21 protein-coding genes are annotated in these 24,796 nt (G+C 70.6%); 13 read left to right on the forward strand and 8 right to left on the reverse strand.

Annotation, left to right across the window (positions count from 1 at the left end; all coding sequences use genetic code 11):
* Positions 1-8: 8 nt before the first annotated feature.
* Positions 9-1,430: a M48 family metalloprotease gene (locus tag OG858_RS25060; RefSeq protein WP_327724602.1), complete on the reverse strand. Its 1,422-nt coding sequence runs from the start codon at positions 1,428-1,430 to the stop codon at positions 9-11.
* A gap of 574 nt (positions 1,431-2,004) precedes the next feature.
* Between OG858_RS25060 and OG858_RS25065 the strand changes: the two genes are divergently transcribed.
* The 9 genes from OG858_RS25065 (at position 2,005) to OG858_RS25105 (ending at position 12,411) form a co-directional block, all read left to right on the forward strand.
* Positions 2,005-4,770, forward strand: coding sequence for an ATP-binding protein (locus OG858_RS25065; protein WP_328544425.1), 2,766 nt, complete (start codon positions 2,005-2,007; stop codon positions 4,768-4,770).
* Positions 4,771-4,813: 43 nt separating this feature from the next.
* On the forward strand, positions 4,814-6,478 hold the full coding sequence (locus OG858_RS25070) for a calpain family cysteine peptidase (protein WP_328544424.1): 1,665 nt from the start codon (positions 4,814-4,816) through the stop codon (positions 6,476-6,478).
* A 58-nt stretch (positions 6,479-6,536) separates the two neighbouring features.
* The gene (locus OG858_RS25075; RefSeq protein WP_327724605.1) at positions 6,537-6,857 is read left to right on the forward strand and encodes a DUF6406 domain-containing protein; all 321 of its coding nucleotides are present in this window, start codon (positions 6,537-6,539) and stop codon (positions 6,855-6,857) included.
* A gap of 232 nt (positions 6,858-7,089) precedes the next feature.
* Positions 7,090-7,908 carry an IS5 family transposase gene (locus OG858_RS25080; protein ID WP_319064969.1) on the forward strand — a complete coding sequence of 273 codons (819 nt, stop codon included), beginning with the start codon at positions 7,090-7,092 and terminating at the stop codon, positions 7,906-7,908.
* A gap of 135 nt (positions 7,909-8,043) precedes the next feature.
* Positions 8,044-8,208 carry a hypothetical protein gene (locus OG858_RS25085; RefSeq protein ID WP_319065581.1) on the forward strand — a complete coding sequence of 55 codons (165 nt, stop codon included), beginning with the start codon at positions 8,044-8,046 and terminating at the stop codon, positions 8,206-8,208.
* A 64-nt stretch (positions 8,209-8,272) separates the two neighbouring features.
* Complete coding sequence (locus tag OG858_RS25090; RefSeq protein ID WP_319065580.1) at positions 8,273-8,779, forward strand: hypothetical protein; 507 nt, start codon at positions 8,273-8,275, stop codon at positions 8,777-8,779.
* 122 nt (positions 8,780-8,901) lie between these two features.
* Positions 8,902-9,249: a hypothetical protein gene (locus tag OG858_RS25095; RefSeq protein ID WP_086753219.1), complete on the forward strand. Its 348-nt coding sequence runs from the start codon at positions 8,902-8,904 to the stop codon at positions 9,247-9,249.
* A complete protein-coding gene (locus OG858_RS25100; protein WP_330346570.1) occupies positions 9,246-10,709 on the forward strand; it encodes a zeta toxin family protein in 1,464 nt (487 codons plus the stop codon). The genes OG858_RS25095 and OG858_RS25100 overlap by 4 nt, the downstream gene beginning before the upstream one ends.
* Before the next feature lie 544 nt (positions 10,710-11,253).
* The gene (locus OG858_RS25105; RefSeq protein WP_086750958.1) at positions 11,254-12,411 is read left to right on the forward strand and encodes a sugar ABC transporter substrate-binding protein; all 1,158 of its coding nucleotides are present in this window, start codon (positions 11,254-11,256) and stop codon (positions 12,409-12,411) included.
* Positions 12,412-12,510: 99 nt separating this feature from the next.
* Here OG858_RS25105 and OG858_RS25110 read toward each other — a convergent pair whose 3' ends face one another.
* Genes OG858_RS25110 through OG858_RS25120 form a run of 3 tightly spaced genes read right to left on the reverse strand, consistent with a single transcriptional unit; the run spans position 12,511 to position 15,890 of the window.
* Positions 12,511-13,407 carry a transglutaminase family protein gene (locus OG858_RS25110; protein ID WP_328544422.1) on the reverse strand — a complete coding sequence of 299 codons (897 nt, stop codon included), beginning with the start codon at positions 13,405-13,407 and terminating at the stop codon, positions 12,511-12,513.
* A gap of 9 nt (positions 13,408-13,416) precedes the next feature.
* Entirely contained in the window at positions 13,417-14,352 is a 936-nt protein-coding gene (locus OG858_RS25115; protein ID WP_037702793.1) for an alpha-E domain-containing protein, read from the reverse strand.
* Positions 14,349-15,890 carry a circularly permuted type 2 ATP-grasp protein gene (locus tag OG858_RS25120; protein WP_319321943.1) on the reverse strand — a complete coding sequence of 514 codons (1,542 nt, stop codon included), beginning with the start codon at positions 15,888-15,890 and terminating at the stop codon, positions 14,349-14,351. The genes OG858_RS25115 and OG858_RS25120 overlap by 4 nt, the downstream gene beginning before the upstream one ends.
* A 292-nt stretch (positions 15,891-16,182) precedes the next feature.
* Here OG858_RS25120 and OG858_RS25125 point away from each other — a divergent pair, with 292 nt between their 5' ends.
* From OG858_RS25125 to OG858_RS25135, 3 genes are all read left to right on the forward strand, one after another.
* Positions 16,183-16,569, forward strand: coding sequence for a hypothetical protein (locus OG858_RS25125; protein ID WP_086753724.1), 387 nt, complete (start codon positions 16,183-16,185; stop codon positions 16,567-16,569).
* 150 nt (positions 16,570-16,719) lie between these two features.
* Positions 16,720-17,406 carry an ABC transporter ATP-binding protein gene (locus OG858_RS25130; protein WP_319065575.1) on the forward strand — a complete coding sequence of 229 codons (687 nt, stop codon included), beginning with the start codon at positions 16,720-16,722 and terminating at the stop codon, positions 17,404-17,406.
* Entirely contained in the window at positions 17,403-19,568 is a 2,166-nt protein-coding gene (locus OG858_RS25135) for a hypothetical protein (RefSeq protein WP_328544421.1), read from the forward strand. Before OG858_RS25130 ends, OG858_RS25135 begins: the two co-directional genes overlap by 4 nt.
* A 58-nt stretch (positions 19,569-19,626) precedes the next feature.
* Here the strand turns inward: OG858_RS25135 and OG858_RS25140 are convergent, their stop codons facing one another.
* Positions 19,627-20,361: a response regulator transcription factor gene (locus tag OG858_RS25140; RefSeq protein WP_327724609.1), complete on the reverse strand. Its 735-nt coding sequence runs from the start codon at positions 20,359-20,361 to the stop codon at positions 19,627-19,629.
* 365 nt (positions 20,362-20,726) lie between these two features.
* Between OG858_RS25140 and OG858_RS25145 the strand changes: the two genes are divergently transcribed.
* A complete protein-coding gene (locus tag OG858_RS25145) occupies positions 20,727-21,788 on the forward strand; it encodes a helix-turn-helix transcriptional regulator (protein WP_319267392.1) in 1,062 nt (353 codons plus the stop codon).
* On the opposite strand, the gene OG858_RS25150 is transcribed toward OG858_RS25145, so the two are convergent.
* The 3 genes from OG858_RS25150 to OG858_RS25160 are packed head-to-tail and all read right to left on the reverse strand — an operon-like array spanning position 21,745 to position 24,733.
* A complete protein-coding gene (locus OG858_RS25150) occupies positions 21,745-22,746 on the reverse strand; it encodes a helix-turn-helix transcriptional regulator (RefSeq protein WP_408059427.1) in 1,002 nt (333 codons plus the stop codon). The two genes, OG858_RS25145 and OG858_RS25150, sit on opposite strands and share 44 nt — an antisense overlap.
* The gene (locus OG858_RS25155) at positions 22,743-23,747 is read right to left on the reverse strand and encodes a helix-turn-helix transcriptional regulator (protein ID WP_319267390.1); all 1,005 of its coding nucleotides are present in this window, start codon (positions 23,745-23,747) and stop codon (positions 22,743-22,745) included. The genes OG858_RS25150 and OG858_RS25155 overlap by 4 nt, the downstream gene beginning before the upstream one ends.
* 5 nt (positions 23,748-23,752) lie before the next feature.
* Complete coding sequence (locus OG858_RS25160; RefSeq protein ID WP_319065571.1) at positions 23,753-24,733, reverse strand: helix-turn-helix transcriptional regulator; 981 nt, start codon at positions 24,731-24,733, stop codon at positions 23,753-23,755.
* Positions 24,734-24,796: the final 63 nt, after the last annotated feature.

Below are 24,796 nucleotides of genomic sequence, written 5' to 3' on the forward strand. Positions count from 1 at the left end.
CAGGCCGGTCAGGCGACGAAGGTCTCGATCGCGCGTATGCGCTTGTGCAGCGGCGGATGTGTGGACATGAGGCGCGCCATCGTTCGCTGCTTGCGGCGGTCGTCGTCGGCTCCCGCCGCGTGCCACGCGGTGAACACGGAGACCAGGAGCGGACCGTAGCCGATCAGGCCCGCGAACCGGTCGGCCCGCAGCTCACCCTGGCGCCCGGACCAGGCGAGCAGGAACGGTACGGCGTAGAGGGCCAGCGCGGCCGGGAAGGTGAAGAGCAGGGCGATGGCCAGTACGCCGAGGAACAGCACGAAGAGCCCCGCGAGCACCTCGGAGATCGCGGCGAGGACGCGGATCACGAGCCGCAGAGCGCTCATGACGAGCCGGGCGGGCACGGCGTACCAGTGGCCGAGCAGACCGGCCCACGCGTGGCCGCCGACATGATGGCCCAGCTCGTGGGCGAGCACGGCGGCCAGTTGCTGGGGCGGGAGACTGCGCATGGCGCCGCGCGTGACCCCGACGATGTGGCCTGCGGCGGCGGAGGCGTTCAGCTCGTCGGTGTCCTCCATCCACAGGTCGTACTGGGAGCCGTCGACGCCGGCCCGTTGGGTGACCTCGTACCAGATCGGCTGGAGCACGGCGAGTTCGCTGCCCAGGGGCTCACGCATCTTGAAGTACAGCTTCGCCAGGCCGCGTTCGGTCGGCCGGTTGAACACCAGGGCACCCGATGCGAGCCACGCGACGACGAACGCCACGTCCACACCGCTCGGCATGGACAGCGAAATCAGGAACATCACCAGCAGGCTGCCCAGGAAGAGGGGGATGTTGAGCAGCAGGGTGGTCACGGAGGAGGAGTCGGCTCCGCGGCGAACCTCGGGGGTGCCCACCGGAGCGTGGGCAGCGGGGAACTCGTCACCGGGGGTGGTGGCGACGGGGGCGGGCACAGGTGGTGGGGGCGGTGCGTAGTACACGGGCTGGGGCGTCTGCGGAAGCGGTGCTTGCGGAGCCGCGTACAGCGGGTGGTGAGGTGCCTGGGGTGCCTGGGGTGACATCTGCGGGGTGCTGTACGGCTGTTGAGCCGCTTGAGGGGGCGCCGGATAGTGCTGCTGCGGGTGCTGCTGCGGGTGCGCGTGCGGGGGCGGATACGAAGGCTGATACGGCGGCGGCGCGAACTGCTGGGGTGGAACCGCCTGCTGGGGCGGAACCGCCTGGTAGGGCGGCTGCGCCGGAGGCGGGTGGGCAGGGCCCGGTGCGTACGTCTGCGAGGGCTGGGCCGGGGCACCGTACGGCGGCATGGCAGGCGGTGCGTCCGGAGCCTGGTACGCGGGCGGCACCTGGTGCGGCTGGCCGGGGGGAGGGTAGCCGTGGGGGAAGTCGCCCTGGGGAGGATGGCCGGGGCCGACCGGCCGGCCCGGTTGGTGCGGATCGACAGGATGGGTCACGTAAGAGGTCCGCCCTGGGAAGGAAGTGGGCCGAAAAGGCAGCCACATGTGGACAGTTGAGAAATGACCGTCCCGAGGGCGGCAGCACGTACGCCTCTGGTGATGTGAACTCGCCCCCGTGACCGCCGAAGCGGCAGCCAGTCATTGATTCGCAGCCGAAACATGCTGCATGAATTCGCCCCCCGAGTCCAGTTGGAACCACCGGTAACGAAGTCACAGTTGCAAGGCTTGGCCTGGGACCCGACCGGCTCTAGGGTGTAGGCGCAAGATCGACAACGGGGGAGACGTTGCGAACCGCACTGCTTGCGCACGATTCTGGTCAACTCGCTGATGACGCCCGTTTCTTCGCGCCGGCTGACAACTCCGGCAACTGGGGCGGTCCGCCCGTTTGCCGGAGTGAAGTCGACGAAGGGGCTGCTTCTTCTGCCGCCTTGGAGCGGCGCGGCAAAGGGCCTGACCGTCCGCATCATGTGAGCCCGGCCCGGTATCGCGGACGCGCGGGCCAGTCGTATCCGGTCGAGACACAGCGGCCGCGGCTGCGCGCCGATCAGCGAGCGAGAGCGGTCCGCACCCCATGAACACCACGCCGTACGGCGGCACATGGCAGCGTTTCCTCGACATGGACGCCTGCCTGCTGCGAGAGGTCCCTCGCCAACGCCTCACGGACGACCGGCCAGGCGGTCCCGGCGACGACCTGCACGCCCAGCGGCTCGCCGCCCTGGTCTCCGCGCATCACGCACGGCGCTCCGAAGACCACACGGGCGGTGCGGTGTTCGTCGGTTGGGCGCGCAGCGCGGCGGACCGGCCCATCGACGTGATGGTCGGAGGGAGCGCTCTGCTCGGCGGTCGTGCCGACGCCGACGGCGGCAGCACTCTGCTGCGACTGCCCGCAGGCGCACGCGGGCCGGCCCAGCCGAAGGGAACCGCGGCATCCCTGTTCGCCGGCTTCCCGCACTGGAGTGCCGTCGCGGGTGTCACCGACGGGCTGCTCGTCGACGCGGAGCCGAACGCCACCGGGAACGGCGCCGCACGGCAGCGGCCCAGCCTGGAGGACTGCCTCCTGGCGGTGTGGCAGGAGCCCTTCGCCTGGATGGTGTTCGCCGAACCGGTGCCCGCCGACGAACTCGACGACCTCACCGGCGACATCGCCGACGAACAGCGCCGCGCCATGTCCAAGGCGGACGGCTCGCCCGAGTACGCCATCGCGGCGACCCGGTTGGAGCGACGCCACAAGGACCTGGCCAAGGCGGCGGCCACCGGACTGTGGCGGATACGTCTGCTGGGCGGCGGACGTACGCCGGAGGAGGCAGCCCGTGTCGCCGCGCTCGTCTGCGCGTCGGCGGACCTGGAGGGGCTGCCCTACGCCCTCCGGCCGACCGGGCGGGTCGGGGACCTGCCCACGGTGCTCGGCGGAGCTCTCCCCGCCCCTGAGGAGTACCCGTTCCATGCCGGATCCGATCTGCTGGCCGCTCTGGCCCGGCCGCCCGCCCAGGAGATACCGGGCGTACGGTTCGCGCTGCGCCCGGAGTTCGACGTCACCCCCGAGACCACCGGTCGTCCGGCCACGGCCGACACCCCGTCTCCGGTCCGGCTCGGGTCGGTGCTCGACCGCAACCGCAGCCCCGTGGGTGACCTGGAACTGACCCGCTCCACCCTCAACCGCCACACCTTCGTGTGCGGGGCGACGGGCGGCGGCAAGTCGCAGACCGTGCGCGGACTGCTGGAGGCGGCCACCCATGCGGGCATCCCGTGGCTGGTGGTGGAGCCGGCCAAGGCCGAGTACCGGTTCATGTCGGCACGGCTCGGCGACACGAGCGATGTCGTCGTCATCAAACCCGGCGACCCCGACACCCTCCCGGCCGGCCTGAATCCCCTGGAGCCCTCGGCGTTCGCGAACGGCGAGCGCTTCCCGCTCCAGACGCACCTCGACATGGTGCGCGCCCTGTTCCTGGCCTCCTTCGACCCGCAGGAGCCGTTCCCACAGGTCCTGAGTGCCGCGCTGACCCGCTGCTACGAGGACCTCGGCTGGGACCTCACCCTCGGCGAACCGCTCGTGCCCGGCACCGAGCCGCGCTACCCCACCCTTGAGGACCTGGAGCACACGGCCCTCAAGGTCGTGACCGACATCGGCTACGGCAAGGAGGTCGCCGACAACGTCCAGGGTTTCATCAAGATCCGCCTGGCCAGCCTGCGGCTCGGCACGACCGGCCGCTTCCTGGAGGGCGGCCGCCCGCTCGACTTCGGTGAACTCCTGCGCCGCAACGTCGTCTTCGAGATCGAGGACGTCGGCGACGACAAGGACAAGGCGTTCCTGATGGGCACGATCCTCATCCGGCTCGTCGAGTACCTGCGCATGGAACAGCGCGTGACCCGCCGACTGTCCTTCCCCTTGCGGCACTTGAGCGTCTTCGAGGAGGCGCACCGGCTGCTCCGCCGCTCGGAGGAGGGCGGCGCGAGCGCCCACGCGGTGGAGATGTTCGCCGGTCTGCTGGCCGAGATCCGGGCGTACGGCGAGGGCCTGATCATCGCCGACCAGATCCCGAGCAAGCTGTTGCCCGACGTCATCAAGAACACGGCGGCGAAGGTCGTCCACCGTCTCCCGGCCCAGGACGACCGCGAGGCGGTCGGCGCGACCATGAACATCACGGCGGCCCAGTCCGAGTATCTGGTCACCCTGCGGCCGGGCGAGGCGGCCGTCTTCACGGACGGCATGGACTATCCGCTGCTGGTCCGGATGAAGGACGGGACGGACCGCGAGGACGCGGGGGCGATCCGGCCGGCGTCGGCGGCCGCGCTGACGGGCGAGCGCAGTCGGGCGTGCGGCCCCTGCTGCACTCCGGAGCCGTGCACTCTGCGCGACCTGCGCAGGGCGCAGCGGCTGATGGAACAGCCCGAGCTCCGGATCGTGTTGTGGGCGGAGATGGCGGTCGCGGCGCATCTGCTGGGGTGGACCACGCCGTTGCCGGGCGAGGCGATGCGGCGGGCCCTGGAGCCGCATCGGGGGCGCCTCCTGGACTGCGCGATCGGCCAGGCTGCGGACCGTGCGGTGCACAGCCGGGTCGGAGCCCCCACAGCCCCGGAGGTCCTCGCCGAGCACGTGGCCGCGATGATGCGCGCCCAACTCGACGGACAGGATCCGTGTCCGGTGGCGGAGCCGCGGTTCAAGGCGCGGAAGGGGACGAGTACGCGTTTCTACTACCACGGGGGTCGTACGACGCCGTCCGTGGTGGAGCGGATCGTCGGGTGCGCGGATCCGTCCGAGGGGTGGGCCGAGCGGTTCGCCCGGGCGCTCGTGTGCTTCGCCCGGGTGCCTCGGCGGACGAGGGACGAGCGGGGATGAACAGGGGGAACAGAGCCGCTGTGATTATTGAGGAGGACGGTACGTGAGCGAGCTTCAGGAGGCCGATCGTCCACCTGTGCCGGAACTCGAAGCCCCCAGACCGTGGGAGGCGGGAGAGACCGGCGCCCCCGCGGAGCCGAGGGCCGCCGATTCCTCCACCGCGGTGAAGGACAGCAGGACCGGCGAGGGGTTTCTGGAGCCGACCGAGCCCGAGAAACCGACGGAATCCGCAGAGCCGCAGGAGCCCGCCGAGCCAGATGAGGTGCCACTGGAACCCGAGGAGCTGGAGAGGCCAGAGGGGTCGGTGGACTCGGCCGAGGCGTGGGGCGCGGGCGAACCCGAGGAGCCGTTGGAGTCGTCGTACTGGAGTGCCGAAAGCGACACGGACAGTCCTCAGACGGCGGAGGAGCCCGAGGAGCCCGAGGGGGCGGAGGGGGCGGAGGGGGCGGAGGGGGCGGAGGGGGCGGAGGGGGCGGAGGGGGCGGAGGGGGCGCACGGTTCTTGGAGGTCAGCGGAGTCCGGCGAGCAGGATGGCGAAGGCGGCACGGACAGCCTTGAGTCGGAGGAGCCGGTCGAGCCGGAGGAATCTTCGGAGCCTGCGGAGTCCGAGGAGTCGGATGCCGAAGAGGGCGAGGCCAGTCCGCAACTGGAAGAACAGTCCGCGGACTCGGTCGAGGCCCCGGACTCCCCGCAGTCGGCGGAGGCCGCCGAGCCCACACAGCCCACTGAGGTTGCACAGCCCGTCGAGTCCGGGGAGCCGGACGAATCGGTCAAGCCCGGTGACTCCGGCGACAAGATCCAGAAGACGGTCGATCGTCCTCCCATCGAGAACATGTACTTCGATGACGGGGAGGAAATCGAAGGACTGACTTACGGTGACCCGATCAACGAGCGCCCGGAGGGCAAGGTCCCGCTCTTCGACGGGCCGCCCACGCGGGAGCAGACCGCGCAGGGCAGTCTGAACGACTGCGGTGTCATCGCGTCGCTTGGAGCTGTTGCGGGGCACCGCCCCGAGGCCATCGAGAACGCCGTTCAGGAGAACCCCGACGGCACCTACACGGTGACCCTCCACGACACGGAGCGCGGAGCGGACGGCATCTGCCGGGCCACCGACCAACGGATCGAACTCCTCGTCGAGCCGGACCTCCCCGTCGTCGAGGACGATCCCCATACGCCGGTCTTCGCACAGATGGAAGGGACGGCGTGGGCCGCAGTGCTGGAGAAGGCGATGGCCGCAGTCGACCAGACGTGGGACGACAAGCGCACGAACGACTGGGACGCGGAGTGGAAGGCGGACACGGATGTCCCCAACGGTCCCGCGCCGGTCGGCTACGAACGGCTCAACCAGGGCTCCAGTGTGTGGGAACAGACCGAAATACTCACCCAGCTCACGGGCAGGGACAGCATCGTCTATCCGTTCCCGCAGGGTGAGGGCGCCGGCCCCGCACTGGAGGGGCACCTGCAGCAGCAACTCGCGGACAACAAACCGATCTTGGCCGCATCGCGCATGCTCAACGAGGACGCCGACGAAGAAGAACTGCCCTACGAGCTGGTCCCGAACCACGCGTACGAGGTGGTCGGGGCGCAGGACGGCATGGTCCACTTGCGCAACCCTTGGGGTGTCGACGATCCGGAGGAGATGTCGACTGAGGAGTTCATCAGGAACTTCAGCGACCAAGGGTGGGGTCTCTACGGCACGCTCACCTAGAGCATGCAAACAACCGAGGAAAGCACTCCCACTCGGGGTATTTGGAGAGGAGATTCGTATGGCGCGGGACAAGTTGGTGATCCGCTCCGGGCAGCTCACGAGGACCGGAGAGGGAAAGGTCGGCGGTGTGAGCAGCACGTCGGCCACCGAGTCGAGACCGGCCCGCGTGAAGCTGGCCGTTGTCGACGCGGACGGCACGGAACGCAAGGAGCGCCTGGAGCTGAACGACACCTTCCCCGTGGGCTCGGAGACCTGGCGCTTGGTGGACATCACACACTTCACCGGCGGCCGGTGGGCGGCCGTGGCTGTTCCCGCAGACGCACCCTCCTCGGACACCGTGCGCGAGGATTCCACCTCTCCGGAGGCCCCCGACGCATGACGTGGTCATGATTGCTTTGGGTGAGCGGTGGTCGCGTGACAGCGCGCAGGGGCGCGCCGATCGGGGGAAAGCGCAAAGGGGCGCAGGCCAAGGGCTGATGGGTTCTCCTGCTGGGTTGTTTCCACACCCTCGATGCTGTCTACCGCGCTGAACCGCTAAGGAGTCCTTGCAGAAAGATCGTGTTGTGGCACGGTGGAGATGTACGTGATCCCGTCTTCTGTGGGGTGTGAGCATGGCGCGGCGGAAGCCGTGGGAGATCAGCGACGAGTTGTGGGCGGTGATCGAGCCGCTGTTGCCGAAGCATGAGCGGCGGTTCCGGTACCCGGGGCGCAAGCGGATCGATGACCGCAAGACGCTCCAGGGAGTCCTGTTCGTCCTGTACACCGGTGTCCAGTGGGAGTTCCTGCCGCAGGAGTTGGGGTTCGGTTCAGGTCCCACCTGCTGGCGGCGGCTGGCCGAGTGGCAGGAGGCCGGAGTGTGGGAGGAACTGCAGCGGGTGCTGCTGGACCGGTTGCGGGCTGCGGACCGCCTGGACTTCTCCCGCGCCACGATCGACGCCTCGCACGTGCAGGCCAAGCGGGGGCGTGGCAGCCCAAAAGTCGGTCCGAGTCCGGTTGACCGCGGGCGGCCGGGCTCGAAGCATCACGTGCTGACCGACGCGCATGGCACCCCGCTGCGGGTGTCACTGACCGGCGGTCACCGCCACGATGTCACCCAGCTTCTGCCGCTGGTCGACGGGATGCCGCCGGTGCGGGGCAAGCGGGGCCGGCCCCGGCGCAAGCCCCGGACCCTGTATGCCGACCGCGGCTACGACTACGACGTCTACCGCCACCGGCTGCGTGAACGCGGCATCACACCGAAGATCGCCCGACGCGGACAGCCGCACGGTTCTGGCCTGGGCAGGGTCAGGTGGGTTGCCGAGTCCGCCATCGCCTGGCTCCACGGCCCCCGCCGCTTACGGACCCGCTGGGAAGCCCGAGACGACATGCACGACGCCTTCCTCCAACTCGCCCACTGCATGATCCTCGCCCGCAAGAACCCAGCATTCTGAAAGGACTCCTAAGACGGTCACCCCGGTCACGGCGCGTGAAAGTCAAAGGCGGCTCGGCGTCCCTAATCCCCATCTCCTCCCCATCCCCTTCCCGCCCCCGCCGCATGGCATGACCATGGGGAGACGGTGGGCACGATGATCACCGGGCTGGTCATCATGCCGCTGTTCTGCCTGGCGGCCGTCGCCCGTTTCGTCGTCTTGCTCTGCGAGTTGCTTCCCGCCTTCCTCTCTCCCCTGTGGGAGATACGGCGTCTGCGCGTCCGGCACGGGATGACCCTGCGAACGGCCCTGGGGCGCTGAACCGTCCGGTGCGGGATGACGTCTCATCAGGGGAAACGCGTACGCAGCTGTCGGGGAGGCACTCATGGCCATGGTCGGACTGTTCTGGATCGCCGAGGACGGCGGGGTGTACGTCGGGGCACAGCCGGAGGGGTACGGGGACGGGGTACGGCTGACGCGGGACTGGGTGGAGGGGCTCGGGACCGGCCAGAGCGCGGTGTGGGGCTGGTCGGAGATCCGGTCGATCGCCGTGCGGTACGTGCGGATCCGGTCCGGCGCCCGGCTGCTCGCCACCACGGCCGTCGACCTCGTCGCCAGCGCCGTCGCGGGCGGCGGTGACGCCGCGGCCGCGTTCGAGGTGCACCTCGAGACCGTCGACAGAACCGTCGAACTGAACACACTGTCGGCCGCGGCCCTCGGCGGCTACGTCCAGTCCGAGTACGACCTCTCCGTCGCCCTGCTGGATCGCATCGTGGCCGGTACGGCGGACGTCGACACCCTCGCGAGCTGGGGCCGCGCCCACGCCACGGAGGGCACCCCACGCCGTGAGCAGCGGGAGGCCCTGCTGCGGAAGTGGGCGACCGAGGGCTGATGCGGCGGTGAACCGCGGCGGGTGCCCTTGCCGGCTCCGACCTCCGGGTTCCCGGGAACCCGGCTGCCCTCGTCCGCCGTCCCCCACAATGACCACTGGAGACCGGGACACCGGAGGGACACATGACGGCACGGGACACTCCGCAGGGCGCTCCACGGGACACCGCACGCGGCAACGGCATCTCGGTGACCCATGATCTGGAGCCGCACGACTGGTCGAACGAGGAGACCGCGGCGTACGAGGCGGCGATCGAGGCCGTCAACGGGGCGGTCGGCGCCTACAGCGCGCTGATCGCCGCGGAGGAGGACAAGGACGCCCCCGACCCCGCCGTCATCGAGGCCGCGCGCGCCGCGCAGGGGCGGCTGGCGAAGGAGCGTGAGCGGCTGCGCTCGGCCGACCGTGAGCAGATCGCCGAGGCCCGCTCACGCTACGCCCGGCTCGCCCGCGAGGTCCTGGCGAGCCTCACGTGACCGACCCGGCCGACCGCAGGCGCATGACCGATCCGGCCGAGCACCAGCGTGTGACGGATCCGGCCGAGCTCCAGCACATGGCCGCCCCGGCCGATCGCCTGCCCGATCCGCCCGCGCGTGTGATCGATCCCGCCGAGGTGGAGCGGCACCGGCTGTCCGACGCCGAGAACCGGCGGATCTTCCGTGAGCGGATCGTCCCCGACCTGCTGGCGGGGCGCACCGGGCAGGAGACACCGACCGTGGTGTTCCTGGTCGGCCAGCCCGGTGCGGGCAAGAGCAGGGTCACCGAGATGGTGGCCGGCGTACTCGACCGGCACGGTGGCTTCGCGGACGTCGACAGCGACCTCTACAAGCCCTACCACCCCGCGTACGCCCGGCTGATGGCCCAGGACGACACCCTGATGGCCGCCTACACCCGCGCCGACGGGCGGGCCTGGATGGCCTTGGCCGAGGCGTACGTCCGTGAGCACGGGCTGCACGCGATCATCCAGGAGACCTCGCAGAACGCGCGGGCCGTGGAAGAGAAGATGCGGGCCTACCGGGACTCCGGCGCGCGCGTCGAGGCCCTGTTCATGGGGGTGCCGCAGGCGATGAGCAACCAGGGCATCGTCAACCGGTACTACGAGCAGCTCGCGGACCGCGGCCAGGGGCGGCTGACCGTGCAGTCCAACGCCGACGAGTCCTACGCCGGCATCCTCGAACTCGCCGACCGTGTCGACCGGGGCGCCCTCGCCGACCTCGCGAGTGTGTACCGCCGCGGTGAGAGCAAGCCCCGCTACAGCAACTCCCTCGACGGCACCGGCGACTGGACCGGTCCGCCGGAGCTGCGCCAGGCCCTCGCCGCGGAACGCGTACGCCCCTGGACGGCGGCCGAGAGCGACTCCTTCGTCACCACCCAGCTGCGCCTGCGCGAGACCGCTCGGGCGCTGGGCCCCGAGTGGCCGGGCCGGCTCACCCGCATCGAGGACCAGGCCCGCCCCCTGCTGACCCCGGCCTCAGCGGCACAGCTGACCCCGACACCAGCCCCGGCCTCAGCGGCACAGCTGACCCCGACACCAGCCCCGGCCCCAGCGGCACAGCAGGCTCCCAAGGCAACTCCGGCCTCAGCGGCACAGCAGGCTCCCGAGGAAGCCCCGGCCTCAGCGGCACAGCAGGCCCTCACGGGAACCCTGACCGCGCCGTCGGCGACCCCGGCTGTTCCGCCGGCAGCCCCGACAGCCCCCTCGGCTGCTCCGGCTACGCCTCCGACGGCCCCCGCCGCGTCGCCGCCTCCGACGGCCCCCGCCGCGTCGCCGTCGCCCTCGGCCGCCGCCGCGCGCTCCCGCAGCACCCCACGCCCCACCAGCCCCACCAGCCCCACCACCCCGCAGTCTCCGAGTCAGGGGGCGCGCCCCGGTCCCAGCCGCGCGACACCTCCGCAGGGACCGAGCGGCCCCGAACCCAACCGACACGGCCGATAACAGCCAGGCGCCCGACCCGACCGCTTGACCGCCTGGCCGCCCGCGACCGTCCGGTAGTAGCCGCACCCGAACCCCACCCCCCGCCTCCGAAGCCGCCCGCGTGAGGGTCGCGTGAGGTCCGCCACCCGCCGTTGCCCGGCCCGCGACCGGACAGGGGCGGCGGGCCTCCGGTTACGGGGGCCGTCCCGGCCGTCGGCGGCCAGGCACCACCCGTCCAGGGGCGGCAGGCGGTCACCGCGCTGACCTGCCACCCCGCGCAAGATGCCCTCGACCACCCCCGCCGCGACCCCCCTCATTCCCAACGCCCGGTCGCGCAGGGACCATTGATCGTCGGGGGTACCCGGCGGCAGCCGTTGGCTCGTGTCACGCACAGGCCGAGCGGCGACAGCGGGGGCCCTTTGCTCTACCCTCTTCACACCGAGACCACACAAGGCTGTTGTCATCTCGTTAAGTGATTAGTTCTTGACGCTGAGGTGATCACCACGTTGGCTTTCAGCCACATGGGTCGCAGTTGCGCTGCGCCCACGCCCGGAAGGCCCTTGATGTGAACGCCCGTACCACCAGCAACACCCCCAGCACTCGTATACGTCGTCGCACCACTGCTCTGCGCCGTACCGCCACCGCCCTCGCCGCCTCTGCCGCGGCCCTCTCCCTCGCCTCCTGCGGGGTCGTGGACGTCGGCGACACCGCGGAGGCGAGCCCCACGAAGGGCGACGACATCACGGTGGGCGTGCTGTTCCCCGACAAGGACACCAAGCGGTACGAGCAGTTCGACTACCCGAACATCAAGAAGAAGATCGCCGAGCTGACCGACAACAAGGGCGTCACCAAGTACGCCAACGCGGAGAAGGACCCGGAGACCCAGAACACCCAGCTCGAACAGATGGTGCAGGACAAGGTCGACATCATCATCGTCGACGCCGTGGACTCCAAGACCATCGCGTCCGCCGTGCAGAAGGCGGACGACGCGGGCATCCCCGTCATCGCCTACGACCGGCTGGCCGAGGGCCCGATCGACGGCTATGTCTCCTTCGACAACGAGCTCGTCGGGCAGGTGCAGGGCCGCTCGCTGGTGGAGGACCTCGGCGACAGCGCCGCCAACAAGATCGTCATGATGAACGGGTCCCCCACCGACCCGAACGCCGCCATGTTCAAGGAAGGCGCCCTCTCCGAGCTCCAGGACAAGGTGACGATCTCCGCGACGTTCGACACCAAGGACTGGGACCCGGTCGTCGCCAAGGCGAACATGGAGAAGACCGTCGCCAAGCTCGGCATCAACAACATCGACGCCGTCTACGCCGCGAACGACGGTATCGCCGGTGCCGTCATCGACGTGCTGAAGACCGCCGGTGTCTCCAAGGTGCCGCCGGTCACCGGGCAGGACGCCGACCTGGACGCCGTGCAGCGGATCCTCACGGGCGACCAGTACATGACGGTGTACAAGTCGTTCCCGACGCAGGCGAGCGCCGCCGCCGAGATGGCCGTCGCCAAGGTCCAGGGCCGCTCCATCGAGTTCGACGCCCTCGCCAAGGACAGCGTCGACTCCCCGACCACCAAGAAGATCCCGGCCCAGCTCGTGCCCCCGGTCGCGCTGACCAAGTCCAACATCGAGGACACGGTCATCGCCGACGGCATCTACACGGTCAAGCAGATCTGCACCTCGGCCTTCAAGGCCGAGTGCGACGCGGCCAAGCTGGGCTAGCCTCCGGCCGTCCTACAGCCGCGGCCGTCCCACAGCCCGACGGGGCCGCACCGCGAGAGCGGCACGGCCTCGCCCTTTCTGGACCGTTTCGCCCCGCCCTCAAGCCACCCGCGTGAACTCGATCGTCACCTCCGGCGGCCCCCCGGCCACCCCCCGGTAGATGCCCTTGTGCGGGGTCACGTCGTCGTAGTCGCGGCCGCGGCCGACGACGACGTGGGACTCGTCGGCGGGGACGCGGTTGGTGGGGTCGTAGCCGGTCCAGTCGCCGGCCCAGTACTCGATCCAGGCGTGGCTCTGGCCGGCGACGGGGCGGTGCAGTTCGGCCTCGCGTTCGGGGTGGAGGTAGCCGGAGACGTAGCGGGCGGGCAGGCCGAGGCCGCGGAGCATGCCCAGGGTGAGGTGGGCGATGTCCTGGCAGACACCGGCCCCCTGCTCCCAGGCCTCGGCCGCGCTGGTGTGCACGCCGGTCGCGCCCGGCACGTACGAGACGTGGTCGGCGACCATGGACGCCACCGCGGTCGCCGTCCCGTGCACGTCGAGCCCGGCGGACGCCTCCCGGGCCCGGTCCAGCAGCCCGGCCGGGAGCGTCGTACGGCCGGTCGCGGTCAGGTACTCCAGGAGGGGCGAGTCGGCGGTCGCCCGGCGGACCTCCTCCCACTCAGGCGCCTCCGGCAGTGGCTCGGGCGGGGCCGTCTCCACCAGGCTGGTCGCGGTGATCGTGAGGTCGGAGTGGGGCTCGATGAGGTCGAAGCCGGTGACCTGGGTTCCCCAGTAGTCCCAGTACGACCAGGTGGGCGTCGAGGGATTCACCAGTACCCGGGCGTCCAGGGTGGTCTGGCCCGGGAGCGTCAGCGGGGTCATGCGGACCTCGTTGTGGGAGGAGGCCGCGGGCTGGGCGTACGCGACGCGGGTGATGTGCCGGATGCGCAGGCGCCGGGTCGCCCGGGTGGCGGGGCGGGTGGGGCCGGTGGGCGTCACGGGGGGTGGAGGTGTCATCGGGATTGCTCACGCGCCTTCCTGGGCCCACTCGACGGGGCCTTGGTACGGGAAGAACTTCTCGGCCACCGCCTCCGCGGAGGCCATGCACGCCTGCTGCAGATCCCGCAGCAGCGTCGGCAGCCCGGCTTCCAGGGACTCGGAGTCGAGGTATTCGAGGTGGGTGCGCAGGGCGCCGATCGGGCGGCGGGCCGGGTCCTGGCGGGGGCGGCCGAGCGCCGCCAGGCACTCCTCCGCCGTGGTCAGCGCGTGCAGCGCCGAGCGCGGGAAGTCCCGGTCGAGCAGCAGGAACTCGGCGACCTTGGGGCTGTCGCCGAAACCGCCGTGCACGCGCGCGTACGCCTCGTCGGCGCCGCTCGCGCTCAGCAGGGTCGGCCAGTCGGGCGCGTGCGCCGCGTCCAGCACCCGCACCGACAGCAGCCGTACGGTCATGTCGACCCGCTCCAGGCTGCGGCCCAGCACCACGAAACGCCAACTGTCGTCCCGGCTCATCGTGGAGTCGGCGAGCCCGAAGAAGAGGGCCGCACGTCGTCGTACCAGCTCCAGATACGCGTACGGGCCGCCCGTCCGGCGCGCGGCCGTCCGCTGGTCGGCGAGAGCGTGCCAGGTGGAGTTGAGGCACTCCCACATCTCGGAGGAGACGGCCTCGCGGGCACTGCGGGCGTTGAGCCGCGCGGCCCCGAGCGCGCCCTCGATGGAGCCCGTCGAGCGGGCGTCGAAGGCCAGCCGGTCCAGTACCTGCTGCATGTCGCAGTGCAGGTCGGGCGCGTCCACGCCGAGGATCGCGTACAGCGAGCGGCAGGCCACGTCCTCGTCGCGCCAAGGGTCTTCCAGCAGGCGGTGGAGGTAGGCGTCGAGGATGCGGCCCGTCGCGTCGGCCCGCTCCACGTACCGTCCCGTCCAGGTCAGGGCCTCGGCTATCCGGGAGAGGATCACGTCGTTCACTGCTGGGCCCCTTCCTGCACGACCGTGCGGGTGCCGTCGGGTCCGAGCTGGCGCGGCGCCTTCTCCAGCAGCGGTCCGCCGGTCTCCTCGCCCCGCTGCTCGGCGGGGCCCTCGGCGAGCACCCAGGTGTCCTTGGAGCCGCCGCCCTGGCTGGAGTTGACGATGAGGTTGCCCTCCTGGAGGGCGACCCGGGTCAGCCCGCCGGGCAGGACCCACACGTCGCTCCCGTCGTTCACGGCGAAGGGCCGCAGGTCGATGTGGCGCGGGGCCATGCGTTCGCCGGCGAGGGTGGGGGAGGTGGACAGCGCCACCGGCCGTTGCGCGATCCAGCCGCGCGGGTCGGCCTGCACGGCCGCCCGGGTGCGCTCCAGCGTCTCCCGGTCCGCCTTCGGTCCGATGACGATGCCCTGCCCGCCGGCCCCGTCGACCGGCTTGATCACCAGCTGGTCGATCTGGTCGAGAACGGCCTCCAACTGCCCGGGCTCGTCCGGCCGGAAGGACTCCACGTTCGGGAGAATCGGTTCCTCACGGAGGTAGTAGCGGATGAGATCCGGGACGTAGGTGTACAGCAGCTTGTCGTCCGCGACGCCGTTCCCGACCGCGTTGGCGAGCGTCACGTTCCCCGCCATCGCGGCGCCCATGATCCCCGGGCAACCGATCACCGAGTCGGGCCGGAAGTGGAGGGGATCGAGGAAGTCGTCGTCGAGGCGCCGGTATACGACATGGACGGGCATCTCCCCGCGGGTCGTCCGCATCCACACCCGGTTCCCCCGGCAGACGAGATCGTGCCCCTCCACCAGCTGCACGCCCATCAGCCGCGCCAGCAGGGCGTGTTCGAAGTAGGCGGCGTTGCTGGGGCCGGGGGTGAGGACGACGACGCGCGGGTCACCGATGCCGCCGGGCGCGGCGGCCCGCAGCGCGGCGAGCAGCCGCTGCGCGTAGCCGTCGACGGGCACGACGTGCTGCTCGGCGAAGAGGGACGGGAAGACACGGGTCATCGCACGCCGGTTCTCGATGACGTACGACACCCCGGACGGCACCCGGACGTTGTCCTCCAGCACCCGGAAGTCGCCCGCCTCGTCCCGGACCAGGTCGATGCCGGCGACATGGATACGGACCCCGCCCGGAGGCTCCACACCGTGCGCGGCCCGGTGGAAGTGGGCGGAGTTGAGGAGCAGCCGCCAGGGCACGACCCCGTCCTCGAACGCCCGGCACGGCCCGTACGCGTCCGCGAGGTACGCCTCCAGCGCTCTTACGCGCTGGGCCACTCCGCGCTGGATGAGATCCCACTCCAGGGCGTCCAGGATTCTCGGCACCAGGTCCAGCGGCCAGGGTCTCTCCTCGCCCGCGAAGGCGTACGTCACACCCCGGTCGGTGAACGCGCGGGCCATCTGGTCCGCCCTGAACCGCAGTTCGGCCGGCTCGATGGGCTGCAGCGCCGCCAGCACCGGCTCGTAGGCGGCCCTGACCTCACCCGGCCGCTCAAACATCTCGTCCCACGCGTCGGCCAACGCGTACGAGTCAAATATGTCCGCCATGGCCCGACGGTAGGCGCGCTCCGTAACACCCGGATCACCGGAACATTTCCGGCAGCTTGCGGGGGCGATCGCGACCTGCGGAAACGGAGGGGTTGAAGCACGGCCGGGCGGGGGAGCGGCGGCACGCTGCCCACCCCCCGATCAGGGGTGGGACCCCCCGCTGGGTGGATTCTCGTGGAGATCGCCGCCGGGCAGAGTGATGTTCGCAGGGACCGCACGGAACGCGCTGTGCGGACAGCCCTGTTCCGTCCACCGCGGGGACGGCTGAAGCATCCGGAGAGAGGAACACTCTGTGAAGGTCGCAATCGCAAGACGTCTGGGCGTCGGCGTCATCGCCGCCCTGGCGCTTGGAACCGCCGCGCCGGCCATGGCCTACGAGATCGGTCCGCACACGTACCCCGGCGAGCTGAGGTTCTGGACCGAGGGCACCCCTGACCGCGGGATCATGAACATCAAGGACACGGGAGAGGACCACTGGGTCAAGGCGGAGTACTACCGCGTCGCCAACCCGGACGACAAGCTGACCCTCTGGAACAAGGACGGCCCCAACGGCCCGGCCGACAACGACGGCAACAGGGGCACCGTGGAGAGCGGCGAGCACTCCGAGATCTTCAAGGCGCGCGGCACGGTGTCGCTCAACAACTCGCCCGACTGGCACACCGAGTGGTACGCGGACTGACCTCCTTGCACCGGCCTGACGGATCGTTAGCCAGATCCTGAGTTCCGGCAGCCCGACCTGACCGAGAGGCCGAACTGTGCCTCTCGGTCAGACGTGTTCGCCGTCCCCGCCGCCTTTCCCCTTCCGCCCCTCCGACCCAGGGAGCCCCGTGTGACCCCACCCCCCACCCAGCCCGTCCTGCGTCTGAGCGACGTCGTCTACGGGGTAGCCGAACGACGGCTGCTCGCGGGCGCCGATCTCATCGTGCCGGCCGGCCGCTCCGTGTCCGTGATGGGGCCGTCGGGCAGCGGGAAGTCCACGCTGTTGATGTGCCTCATGGGACTGATACGCCCGGAGTCGGGCCGGGTCGAGGTCATGGGCGAGGATCTCGCCCGGCTGTCGTCCCGCGCCCTCGCCGCACACCGGCGCCGGCACATCGGCATGGTGTTCCAGTTCGGCGAGCTGCTGCCCGAACTCACGCCGGTGGAGAACGTGATGATCGCGAGCCTGCTGGCCGGCGACCCCGCCGACTCCGCCCGGTCGCGCGCCGAGAAGCTCCTCGACGACCTCGGGGTGCCCCACCGTACGGCCACCCAGGACCTGTCCGGTGGTGAACGCCAGCGCGTCGCCGTCGCCCGGGCCCTGGTGAACACCCCCGAACTGCTGCTGGCGGACGAGCCGACCGGCTCCCTCGACGGGGAACACCGGGAGGCCGTCGCGGACCTGATGTTCAGCACGCCCCGTGACCACGGATGCGCCCTGGTCGTCGTCACGCACGACCCCGCGGTGGCGGGCCGCGCGGACGTGCGACTGCATCTGCACGAGGGTCGGCTGGTCCAGGTCGAGGAGGCGCGGTGAACGGGGACGGGCTGCGCCGACAACTGCTGCGGATGGGCCGGGCCGCCTCCTGGACCGCCGAGGCGGGCCGGATCCGCTTCTTCGCGCTGTTCGCGGCGACGACGGTCGCGGTCCTCGCCGTGTGCGGATACCTCCTCGCCTCCGCCACGTTCGACGGCCGGGCCGAGCGCAGCGGGGCCCGCTGGCCGCAGGTCACCGAGAAAGAAACGGGCGAGCTGCTGTGGAAGGCGACGGTCGCGACCGTCGCCGACCGGCAGTACGACGTGGTGTACATCGAACCCCGTACGCCCGACGCCCCGTTGCCGCCCGGTCTGAGCCGCTGGCCCGGACCGGGCGAGGCCGTCCTCTCTCCGGCGCTCACGGCCGCGCATCCCGAAGTGCGCCATGAATACGGCAAGCCCGTGGGGACGATCGGCGTGGCCGGGCTGGAGTCCCAGAGCGAGTACTTCGTCTACGCCCGGCCGTCGGCAGAGCGCCTCGATGTCACCTCGATGGCCGAGGTGACGGGCTTCGGCGTCCCCTGGTCACCACCCCTCGGCGAGCATCTGTACAACTTCGGCCCCGAGCATTTCCATTGGGCCTATCTGGCACTGTTCGGACTGCCCGCCGGGCTGTTCGTCGTGATCGCGGCCCGTGTCGGTGCCGCGGCCCGTGACCGGCGCACCGCGGTCCTGACGGCCCTGGGGGCTTCGACGGGGGCGCGTGCCTGGTTCACGGTGGGGGAGGCCGTCGTACCCGTGACCCTCGGCGGCCTGTCGGGCGTCCTGGCCGTCATCCCTGCTCTCGCCTTCGATATTCCCCTGCCCTTGGTCGACTTCGCGCTGTACCGGCCCGACGCTCGTGCCGCCGTCGGCGCCCTGGCAGTTGCCGCGCTTGCGGTCCCGGCGGCTGTCCTCGCGGCCGTGGTGCTGCTCCAGCCGCCGTACCGGCCCGGCCGTTCGACCCGGCCGGCCTCCACGCGGCGGCGCCGGGAGTGGACGCTGTGGCTGTTCCCCGTCGCCTTGTTCGGCACGGTCCAGGGCACCGGCCTGGCACCGTACGATCTGCGGCTGCCCGTGCTGGCGACCGGGTCCGTCGTCACCATGGCGCTGCTCCCCGGAGTGGTCGGGGCGGTGGTGGCGGCGGCCGGTCCGACGATGGCGCGGGCCGGGGTGGCGCGCGGCCGGATCGGCATGCTGATCTCCGGGCGACGGCTCGCGGCCGGGGCACGCCCGGTGGCGAGGCTGGTCGCCGCGGTGGTCGTCGCGATCGGGCTGGCCGCTCAGGGCCAGATCGCCATCAGCCTCTTCACGGAGATGAGCGACCGCGTCGACGTGGTGGAGAAACACCTGGGCACCAGCGTGCTGCGGGTCTCGACCACGATGGACACGACGTCGGCCGATGCGGCGGCCTTCGAGCGGGCGTTGGGCTCGGGGATCGGGGTTTTCGCCGTACGGCAGGACCCGCGCAAGGGCCGGATGGACCTCGTGGCCCCCTGCGCGGTGTGGCGCGGGCTCGATCTCCCCTGTCCGAAGACGGCCACCGAACTGCGTACCACCCGGCATCCCGGTCTCGCACAGGCCGTGGAGCTGGAGCGGTCGGTGGGAGTGAGGCTGTATGCCGCTACCGGGGACGTCTCCGAGGCGGTGCGGACGACCGAGGACCCGATCCTGATGGTGCTCGCCGACGACGGACGGGAGCTGTCGACGGCAGGGGTGCACCGCGCCGCCAACGAGCATCTGGCGATGGCGACGACGGTGACCGTCTTCGCCATGACCGGCACGCTCGGTGGAAGCGGTGAGGGCATCGCGGCACAACAGTGGCTCGAACTGCTCTCCGTCGCCGGGGTGCTGGTCATCGTGGTGGTGGCCGGTATCGGGTCCGTCGCCCAGTTCGTGCGCGCCGGGCGCGAGTTGGGGCCGGTGTCCGTACTGACGGGCGATGTCCGGGTGTACTACTCCGTCTCCGTGTGGTCCCTGCTGGTGCCTGTCGTCTTCGCGGTGTGCGCAGCGGTCGCCGTGACCTGGTTCGTGACCACCCCGCTCATGGCCAGCTCGGCGAGCCGACTGTCCGCGCTGTCGGCGGTGGGCGGCGCGGGACTGCTCTGTGCAGCGGTGATGGCGTGGTGGGGTGCCCGCACGGCGGCGGCGACGGGCTCCGTGTGGCGCCCGCGCAACGACTGAAGCCGCCCATCGGGGGCTCGGGGCGCGCCCCGAGCCCCCGATGTCGGTGCGGGTGACGTCAGCGTGGGTGGGGGATCAGTGCACCGCTCGGCCGGAAGCCGATCCCCGTACCCCTGACCGTGACCGCGCCAGTGACCGTGCCGATATGCCCGGCCCCGGTGGACCTGCCGCCGTCCGCCTGCCAAGCGATCCGCGCGGCCTGCACACGGTTGTCGACTCCGAGTTTGGCGTAGACGGCACGGACATGATCCTTGACGGTGTGTCCGCTGATGGTCAGCGCATCGGCCATGTGCGAATTCGAAAGGCCTTTCTCCAGGAATCGCAGAATTTCCTGCTCGCGCGGACTGAGTGCGTTCACCAATTTCCGCGCGGCGACTGTTTCCTCCGTCAGACGGTCGGGTCGCGCAAATTGTTCCGTCACAAATGCGGCAGCGGTGGGCGAGAGGGCGAGGCCGCCGGCCGCGGCGGCCCGTACGGCCCAGCGGAGATGGTCGAGGGAGTCGTCGCGGAGCAGGATTCCGTTGGCGCCGTGGCGCAGCAGCACCCGGGCCGCCCGCTCCGACAGACGGCTCACCAGCACGATTCTCGGCAGGCTCGGGGCGGTCGGGCCCAGGTCGCCGAGCGCGTCGTCCGGGCCGTCGTGGAGAGTGACGAGCAGGTCCGGCCGGACCGTCCGCACGAGGCGCGACGACTGACCCGCACTGCCCTCACCCACGACCCGGATCCACGCGTCCTCCTCCAGGACGCGCCGAACTCCGGCCCGTTCCAGCGGTACGCACCCGAGTATTCCCACACGTAACATTGTTGCCTCCCCGTTTCCGTGGCGAGCCGAGAGGAACTCGCCGAACGAGGAAAAGGAATTCGCTCGGCAGGCTGTTCGGCAGTGCCGTGTGTGGCGCGCGACCCCTCACGTACGGGTATGCGTGCGCGTACTCACTGAATTGAGCAATCAATCTCAACGAGTTCACTCACTCTGCACGGAACGTACACCCCGTCGCTATCTTCAGCTTGTTGCAGAGCGCACTGCCTGAGGGGTGGAGATATCGGGGTGTAATGGCATGTAGAAGGGCAGAACGATGGTGATGGCGTGTTGCGGAGCCGCTGTGGGCCGCGCATAGTTGCGCTGCGAACAGGCTGGAACCGGGGGTGAATTGGGTGATGGCCGGGCACGCGAACGAGGAGCATCCGCACGGCGCCGATCGGCTCTGCGCCGCCGGGGACCGCGTGTACTCCAGAGCCGTACGGCGGGGCCGCGTCCCGCGCGCGGACGCCGACCCCGTGCCCTGCCTGCTCGACCTCGCCCTGCTGCACCCCGACCCCGACGACATGGGCTGGCTGGTGCCCACCTCCCCGCAGGAGGTCATGACCCGGCTGCTGCGCGGTGTCCACGCGGAGGTCAGCGCCAGCCAGGCCCGGATGGGCGCGGCGGTCGACGCCGTCGAGTGGTACGCGGGCCTCGGCAGCTCCCGGGGCAGGCAGTCGTCGGAGAGCAACGCGATCCGGGTGCTCGACGGGCTGGCCCGGATCCGGGCGGCGATCGACGAGGCCACCGACCGCTGCACCTCGGAGGTGCTGACCGTGCAGCCGGGCGGCATCCGGCGCGAGGACGAGCTGCGCGAGGGGCTGCACCGGGCGCTGGCGATGTGCCGCCGGGGTGTGCGCATGCGGGACCTGTACACGCATGTGGCCCGGCACGGGCAGGGCCTGCACAACTACATGGAGCTGATGGGGGAGTCGGCGGAGGCCCGCACCCTGGACGAGGTCGTGGAACGCCTCATCGTCTTCGACCGCACTGTGGCCTTCATCCCCGCCAACGCCGACCGGACCATGGCCCTGGAGATCCGCCACCCGGCGCTGGTGGAGTACCTGGTCACCGTCTTCGAACGGCTGTGGCGTCTCGGCGTCCCGCTGGCCGCGTCCCTCCCGTCGACCGGTGTCGCGGGCATCACCCACCGGGAGCGTTCCATCGCGGCGCTGCTGGCGGAGGGCCACCAGGACGCGGTGGTCGCCGAGCGGCTCGGCATCAGCGTGCGCACCTGCCGGGCCCACATCGCCCGCCTCTCCGAACGGCTCGGCGCGGCCAGCCGTACCCAGCTCGGCGTCCGCATCGCCGAGGCCGGCCTCGACGGCCCACCCCGCTCCACCCCACCGGACGACCTCCCCGCCCTGCCCTCCCCTACGGCCCCTCTGCCTGCTCCAGAATCCCCGACCGCCCGATGAGATAGCCGAGCTGAGCCCGGCTCTCACTGCCCAGGTGGGCGGCGAGCTTGGCGATGTGGAGGCGGGCAGTGCGGACATTGAGGCCGAGACGGTCGGCGATGGCGGTGTCGGTGTGGCCCTCGACGAGGAGGCGGGCGATGGCGCGCTGGCGGGGGGTGACTCCGTCGACGACGGGGAGCTGGACGGCCTTGGGGTACATGGGCGTCGCCAGGCGCCAGAGACGGTCGAAGGTGGTGGCGAAGAAGGAGATCAGCGTCGGATGGCGGATCTCCAGGGCCATGCTTCGGTCGGCGTCGACAGGGATGAAGCCCACTCTGCGGTCGACGAGGATGAGGCGGTTGGTGACCTCGTCCAGGGTGCGGGCCTCGGCGTCTCCGCGCAGTTGTTCGTAGCGGTCGACGACGAGGGGATAGTGCCGGAGGGTGTGCGGGTAGAGGGTGCGGATGCGGGCGCCCCGGGCCAGCAGGGCCTGATCGCGGTCGAGGGCGATGACGTGCCCTTTCTGGCCGCGCCTGCCGTGGTAGTGAGTGTTCGGCTGGATGCAGAGCAGTTCCTCGGAGGCCCCGGCCATGGCCTCGGTGATGGCGGCGTTGATCTGCTCGGTGCCGCTGAGGAGAGTGATCGCCGGAGGGCCGGTGTCGGCCGGTGTCGTACGCCGCTCCGCGATCCGCAGCAGCGGCTCGAAGGCCGTCGCGAGCTTTTCCCCTCGCCGCCTCTCCTCGGCGACCCGGTCCTCGATGCCGCGCAACAGCCGGTGCAGGGCGGTCGCCGGGGCCGCCGGTTCCAACCAGGACGGTTCCCCGATCACTGGGTGCAGCAGTCCGGCATCGATCAGGCAGGGCACGGCCTCGGCTTCCTCGCCGCGTATCCGTCCCTCCCGCAGGGCGCGCGCGTACACCTCGGTGCCTGCTTCGCACGGGTCGTCCATCGTGTGGACCCAGTGTCCTCCAGTGCTCACTGGTCCGTGTCCTCCTGCTTGAGAATGCCGGACTCGGCGATGAGATAGCCGAGTTGGGCGCGGCTCTCGCTGCCGAGTTTGGCGGCGAGTCTGGCGATGTGGAGGCGGGCGGTCCGGATGTTGAGTCCGAGACGTGCCGCGATGACGGTGTCGGTGTGGCCTTCCACGAGCAGATGGGCGATGGCGCGCTGGCGTGGGGTGACGCCGTCGGTCGAGGGGACCCGCACGGCTTCGGGATACATGGGGGCGGCCAGCCTCCACAGGCGGTCGAAGACCGTGGCGAGGAAGGAGACCAGGGCGGGCAGCCGGATCTCCAGGGCGTGTGTGCGGTCCTCGCTTGCGGGGAGGAAGGCCACCGACCGGTCCACGATCAGGAGGCGCTTCGTGACCTCGTCGAGGGTGCGGACCTGGACGTCAACCGTCAGTCGCTCGAAGTGGGCGATGACCCCGAGGTCATGTCGCGTGGTGTCCTGGTAGAGCGTGCGTATGCGGCAGCCCCGGGACAGCATCCGCTGTTCTCGGTCGAGGCCCACATCACGCAGAAGCGCGGCGGAGCGTTTGCCCCCGGGCTGGATGGTGAGCAACTCGTCGCGGGCCTCGTCCATGGCCAGGCCTATGGCCTCGTTGATCCGGTCGAATCCGGCCAGCAGACCGATACCCGGAACCTCTGTGACCGACTGGGGAAGCCCGTCGAGGGCCAGCAGTGGTTCGAACGCCTCCGCCAGCCGGGCCTCGTCGTGCCGCCGCCGGGCGATGTCCCGGGCGCTCTCGTGCAGCAGTCGCGGCAGGGCCAGGGCCGGCGCCAGTGGGCGCAACCACCGTGGGTCTTTGGCGTCCGCGTGCAGGAGCCCGAAGCCGAGCAGACAGGGCACGTGATCGGAGTCCCCTGCCGGGATCCCGCCCTCGCGCAGCGCCTGCCCGTACAGGTCCAGCCCGGCCTCGCACAACTCCGCCGGTCCGTGCTCGTGCCCCTCGGCGACCCCGTATAACCCGTCTCCCACGTCGGTCAGCTCTCCTGCTCCAGCATCCCTGACTGGGCTATGAGATAGCCGAGCTGAGCCCTGCTGCCGCTGCCCAGCGCCGTCGCCAGCTTGGCTATGTGGGCGCGGCAGGTGCGGACGTTCATGCCGAGGCGGCGGGCGATGGCCTCGTCGACATGGCCCTCGATGAGCAGCTTGGCTATGGAGTGCTGGATCTCGCTGATTCCGTCGGACGCGGTCTCGTAGGGGGCGCCGGCGGTCAGTGGGACCGCTCGGCCCCACATGAACTCGAAGACCTTGACCAGGTAACGCACGAGGCCCGGATGCCTGAGTTCGAGGGCGACCTGCTGGTCGTCGCGGGTGGGGATGAAGGCGACGGTGTCGTCGCAGATGATGAGGCGCTCGACCAGCTCGTCGATGGTGCGGTACTCCACCTTGCCGTCGGACAGTCGTGCCACGTAGGCCAGCTTCTCCGGGCTGTGCCGGGCCGTGTGTTGATACAGGGTACGGATCCGCACACCACGTTCGATCAACGGTCTGTCACGTTCCAGGCCTTGGAGCAGGTTGCGCTCTGATATGCGGTTGCTCGGCTGGACCGTGAGCACCTCATTCTGGCACTCGGCGGTGGCCAGGTTCAGTGCCATCTGGATCCGCTCGCCGCCTTCCAGCACGCTGATCGCGTGCGTCGGGGCCGACACCTGTGCGCTGAGGGCCATGAAGGGTTCGAAGGCGTCGGTGAGCTCGATCGATCGCCGCCGCTGCTCGGTGATGTCGCGCTCTATCGGGTTGAGTCGCTGGGCCAGCACGACCGAAGGGGGAACGGGACGGAGCCAGTTCGCGTCATCGGGGTCGGGATGCAGGAGGGCGAACTCCATGAGACATGGGGCGGGCTCCACGTCCTCACGTGTGATGCGTCCCGTCCGCAGTGCGTGTGCGTAGAGACGTGCTCCGTCGTCACACAGATCAGCCACCGTGTGGGGATGTGTCCCTTTGGATCGATTTTCCATCAAATCTCCACCCCCCAGGGTCCTGAACATGCAGGAACATGATGCATTGATTATGTGGCCATG

Origin of the sequence: Streptomyces europaeiscabiei (assembly GCF_036346855.1) — a bacterium.
GTDB classification, from domain to species: domain Bacteria; phylum Actinomycetota; class Actinomycetes; order Streptomycetales; family Streptomycetaceae; genus Streptomyces; species Streptomyces europaeiscabiei.

Excerpts from the sequence above, each read along its gene's own strand:
- OG858_RS25065 (WP_328544425.1), top strand. The coding sequence starts at position 2,005 with ATGAACACCACGCCGTACGGCGGCACATGGCAGCGTTTCCTCGACATG.
- OG858_RS25075 (WP_327724605.1), top strand. The coding sequence starts at position 6,537 with ATGGCGCGGGACAAGTTGGTGATCCGCTCCGGGCAGCTCACGAGGACC.
- OG858_RS25080 (WP_319064969.1), top strand. The coding sequence starts at position 7,090 with ATGGCGCGGCGGAAGCCGTGGGAGATCAGCGACGAGTTGTGGGCGGTG.
- OG858_RS25085 (WP_319065581.1), top strand. The coding sequence starts at position 8,044 with ATGATCACCGGGCTGGTCATCATGCCGCTGTTCTGCCTGGCGGCCGTC.
- OG858_RS25090 (WP_319065580.1), top strand. The coding sequence starts at position 8,273 with ATGGCCATGGTCGGACTGTTCTGGATCGCCGAGGACGGCGGGGTGTAC.
- OG858_RS25095 (WP_086753219.1), top strand. The coding sequence starts at position 8,902 with ATGACGGCACGGGACACTCCGCAGGGCGCTCCACGGGACACCGCACGC.
- OG858_RS25110 (WP_328544422.1), bottom strand. The coding sequence starts at position 13,407 with ATGACACCTCCACCCCCCGTGACGCCCACCGGCCCCACCCGCCCCGCC.
- OG858_RS25120 (WP_319321943.1), bottom strand. The coding sequence starts at position 15,890 with ATGGCGGACATATTTGACTCGTACGCGTTGGCCGACGCGTGGGACGAG.
- OG858_RS25145 (WP_319267392.1), top strand. The coding sequence starts at position 20,727 with ATGGCCGGGCACGCGAACGAGGAGCATCCGCACGGCGCCGATCGGCTC.
- OG858_RS25160 (WP_319065571.1), bottom strand. The coding sequence starts at position 24,733 with ATGGAAAATCGATCCAAAGGGACACATCCCCACACGGTGGCTGATCTG.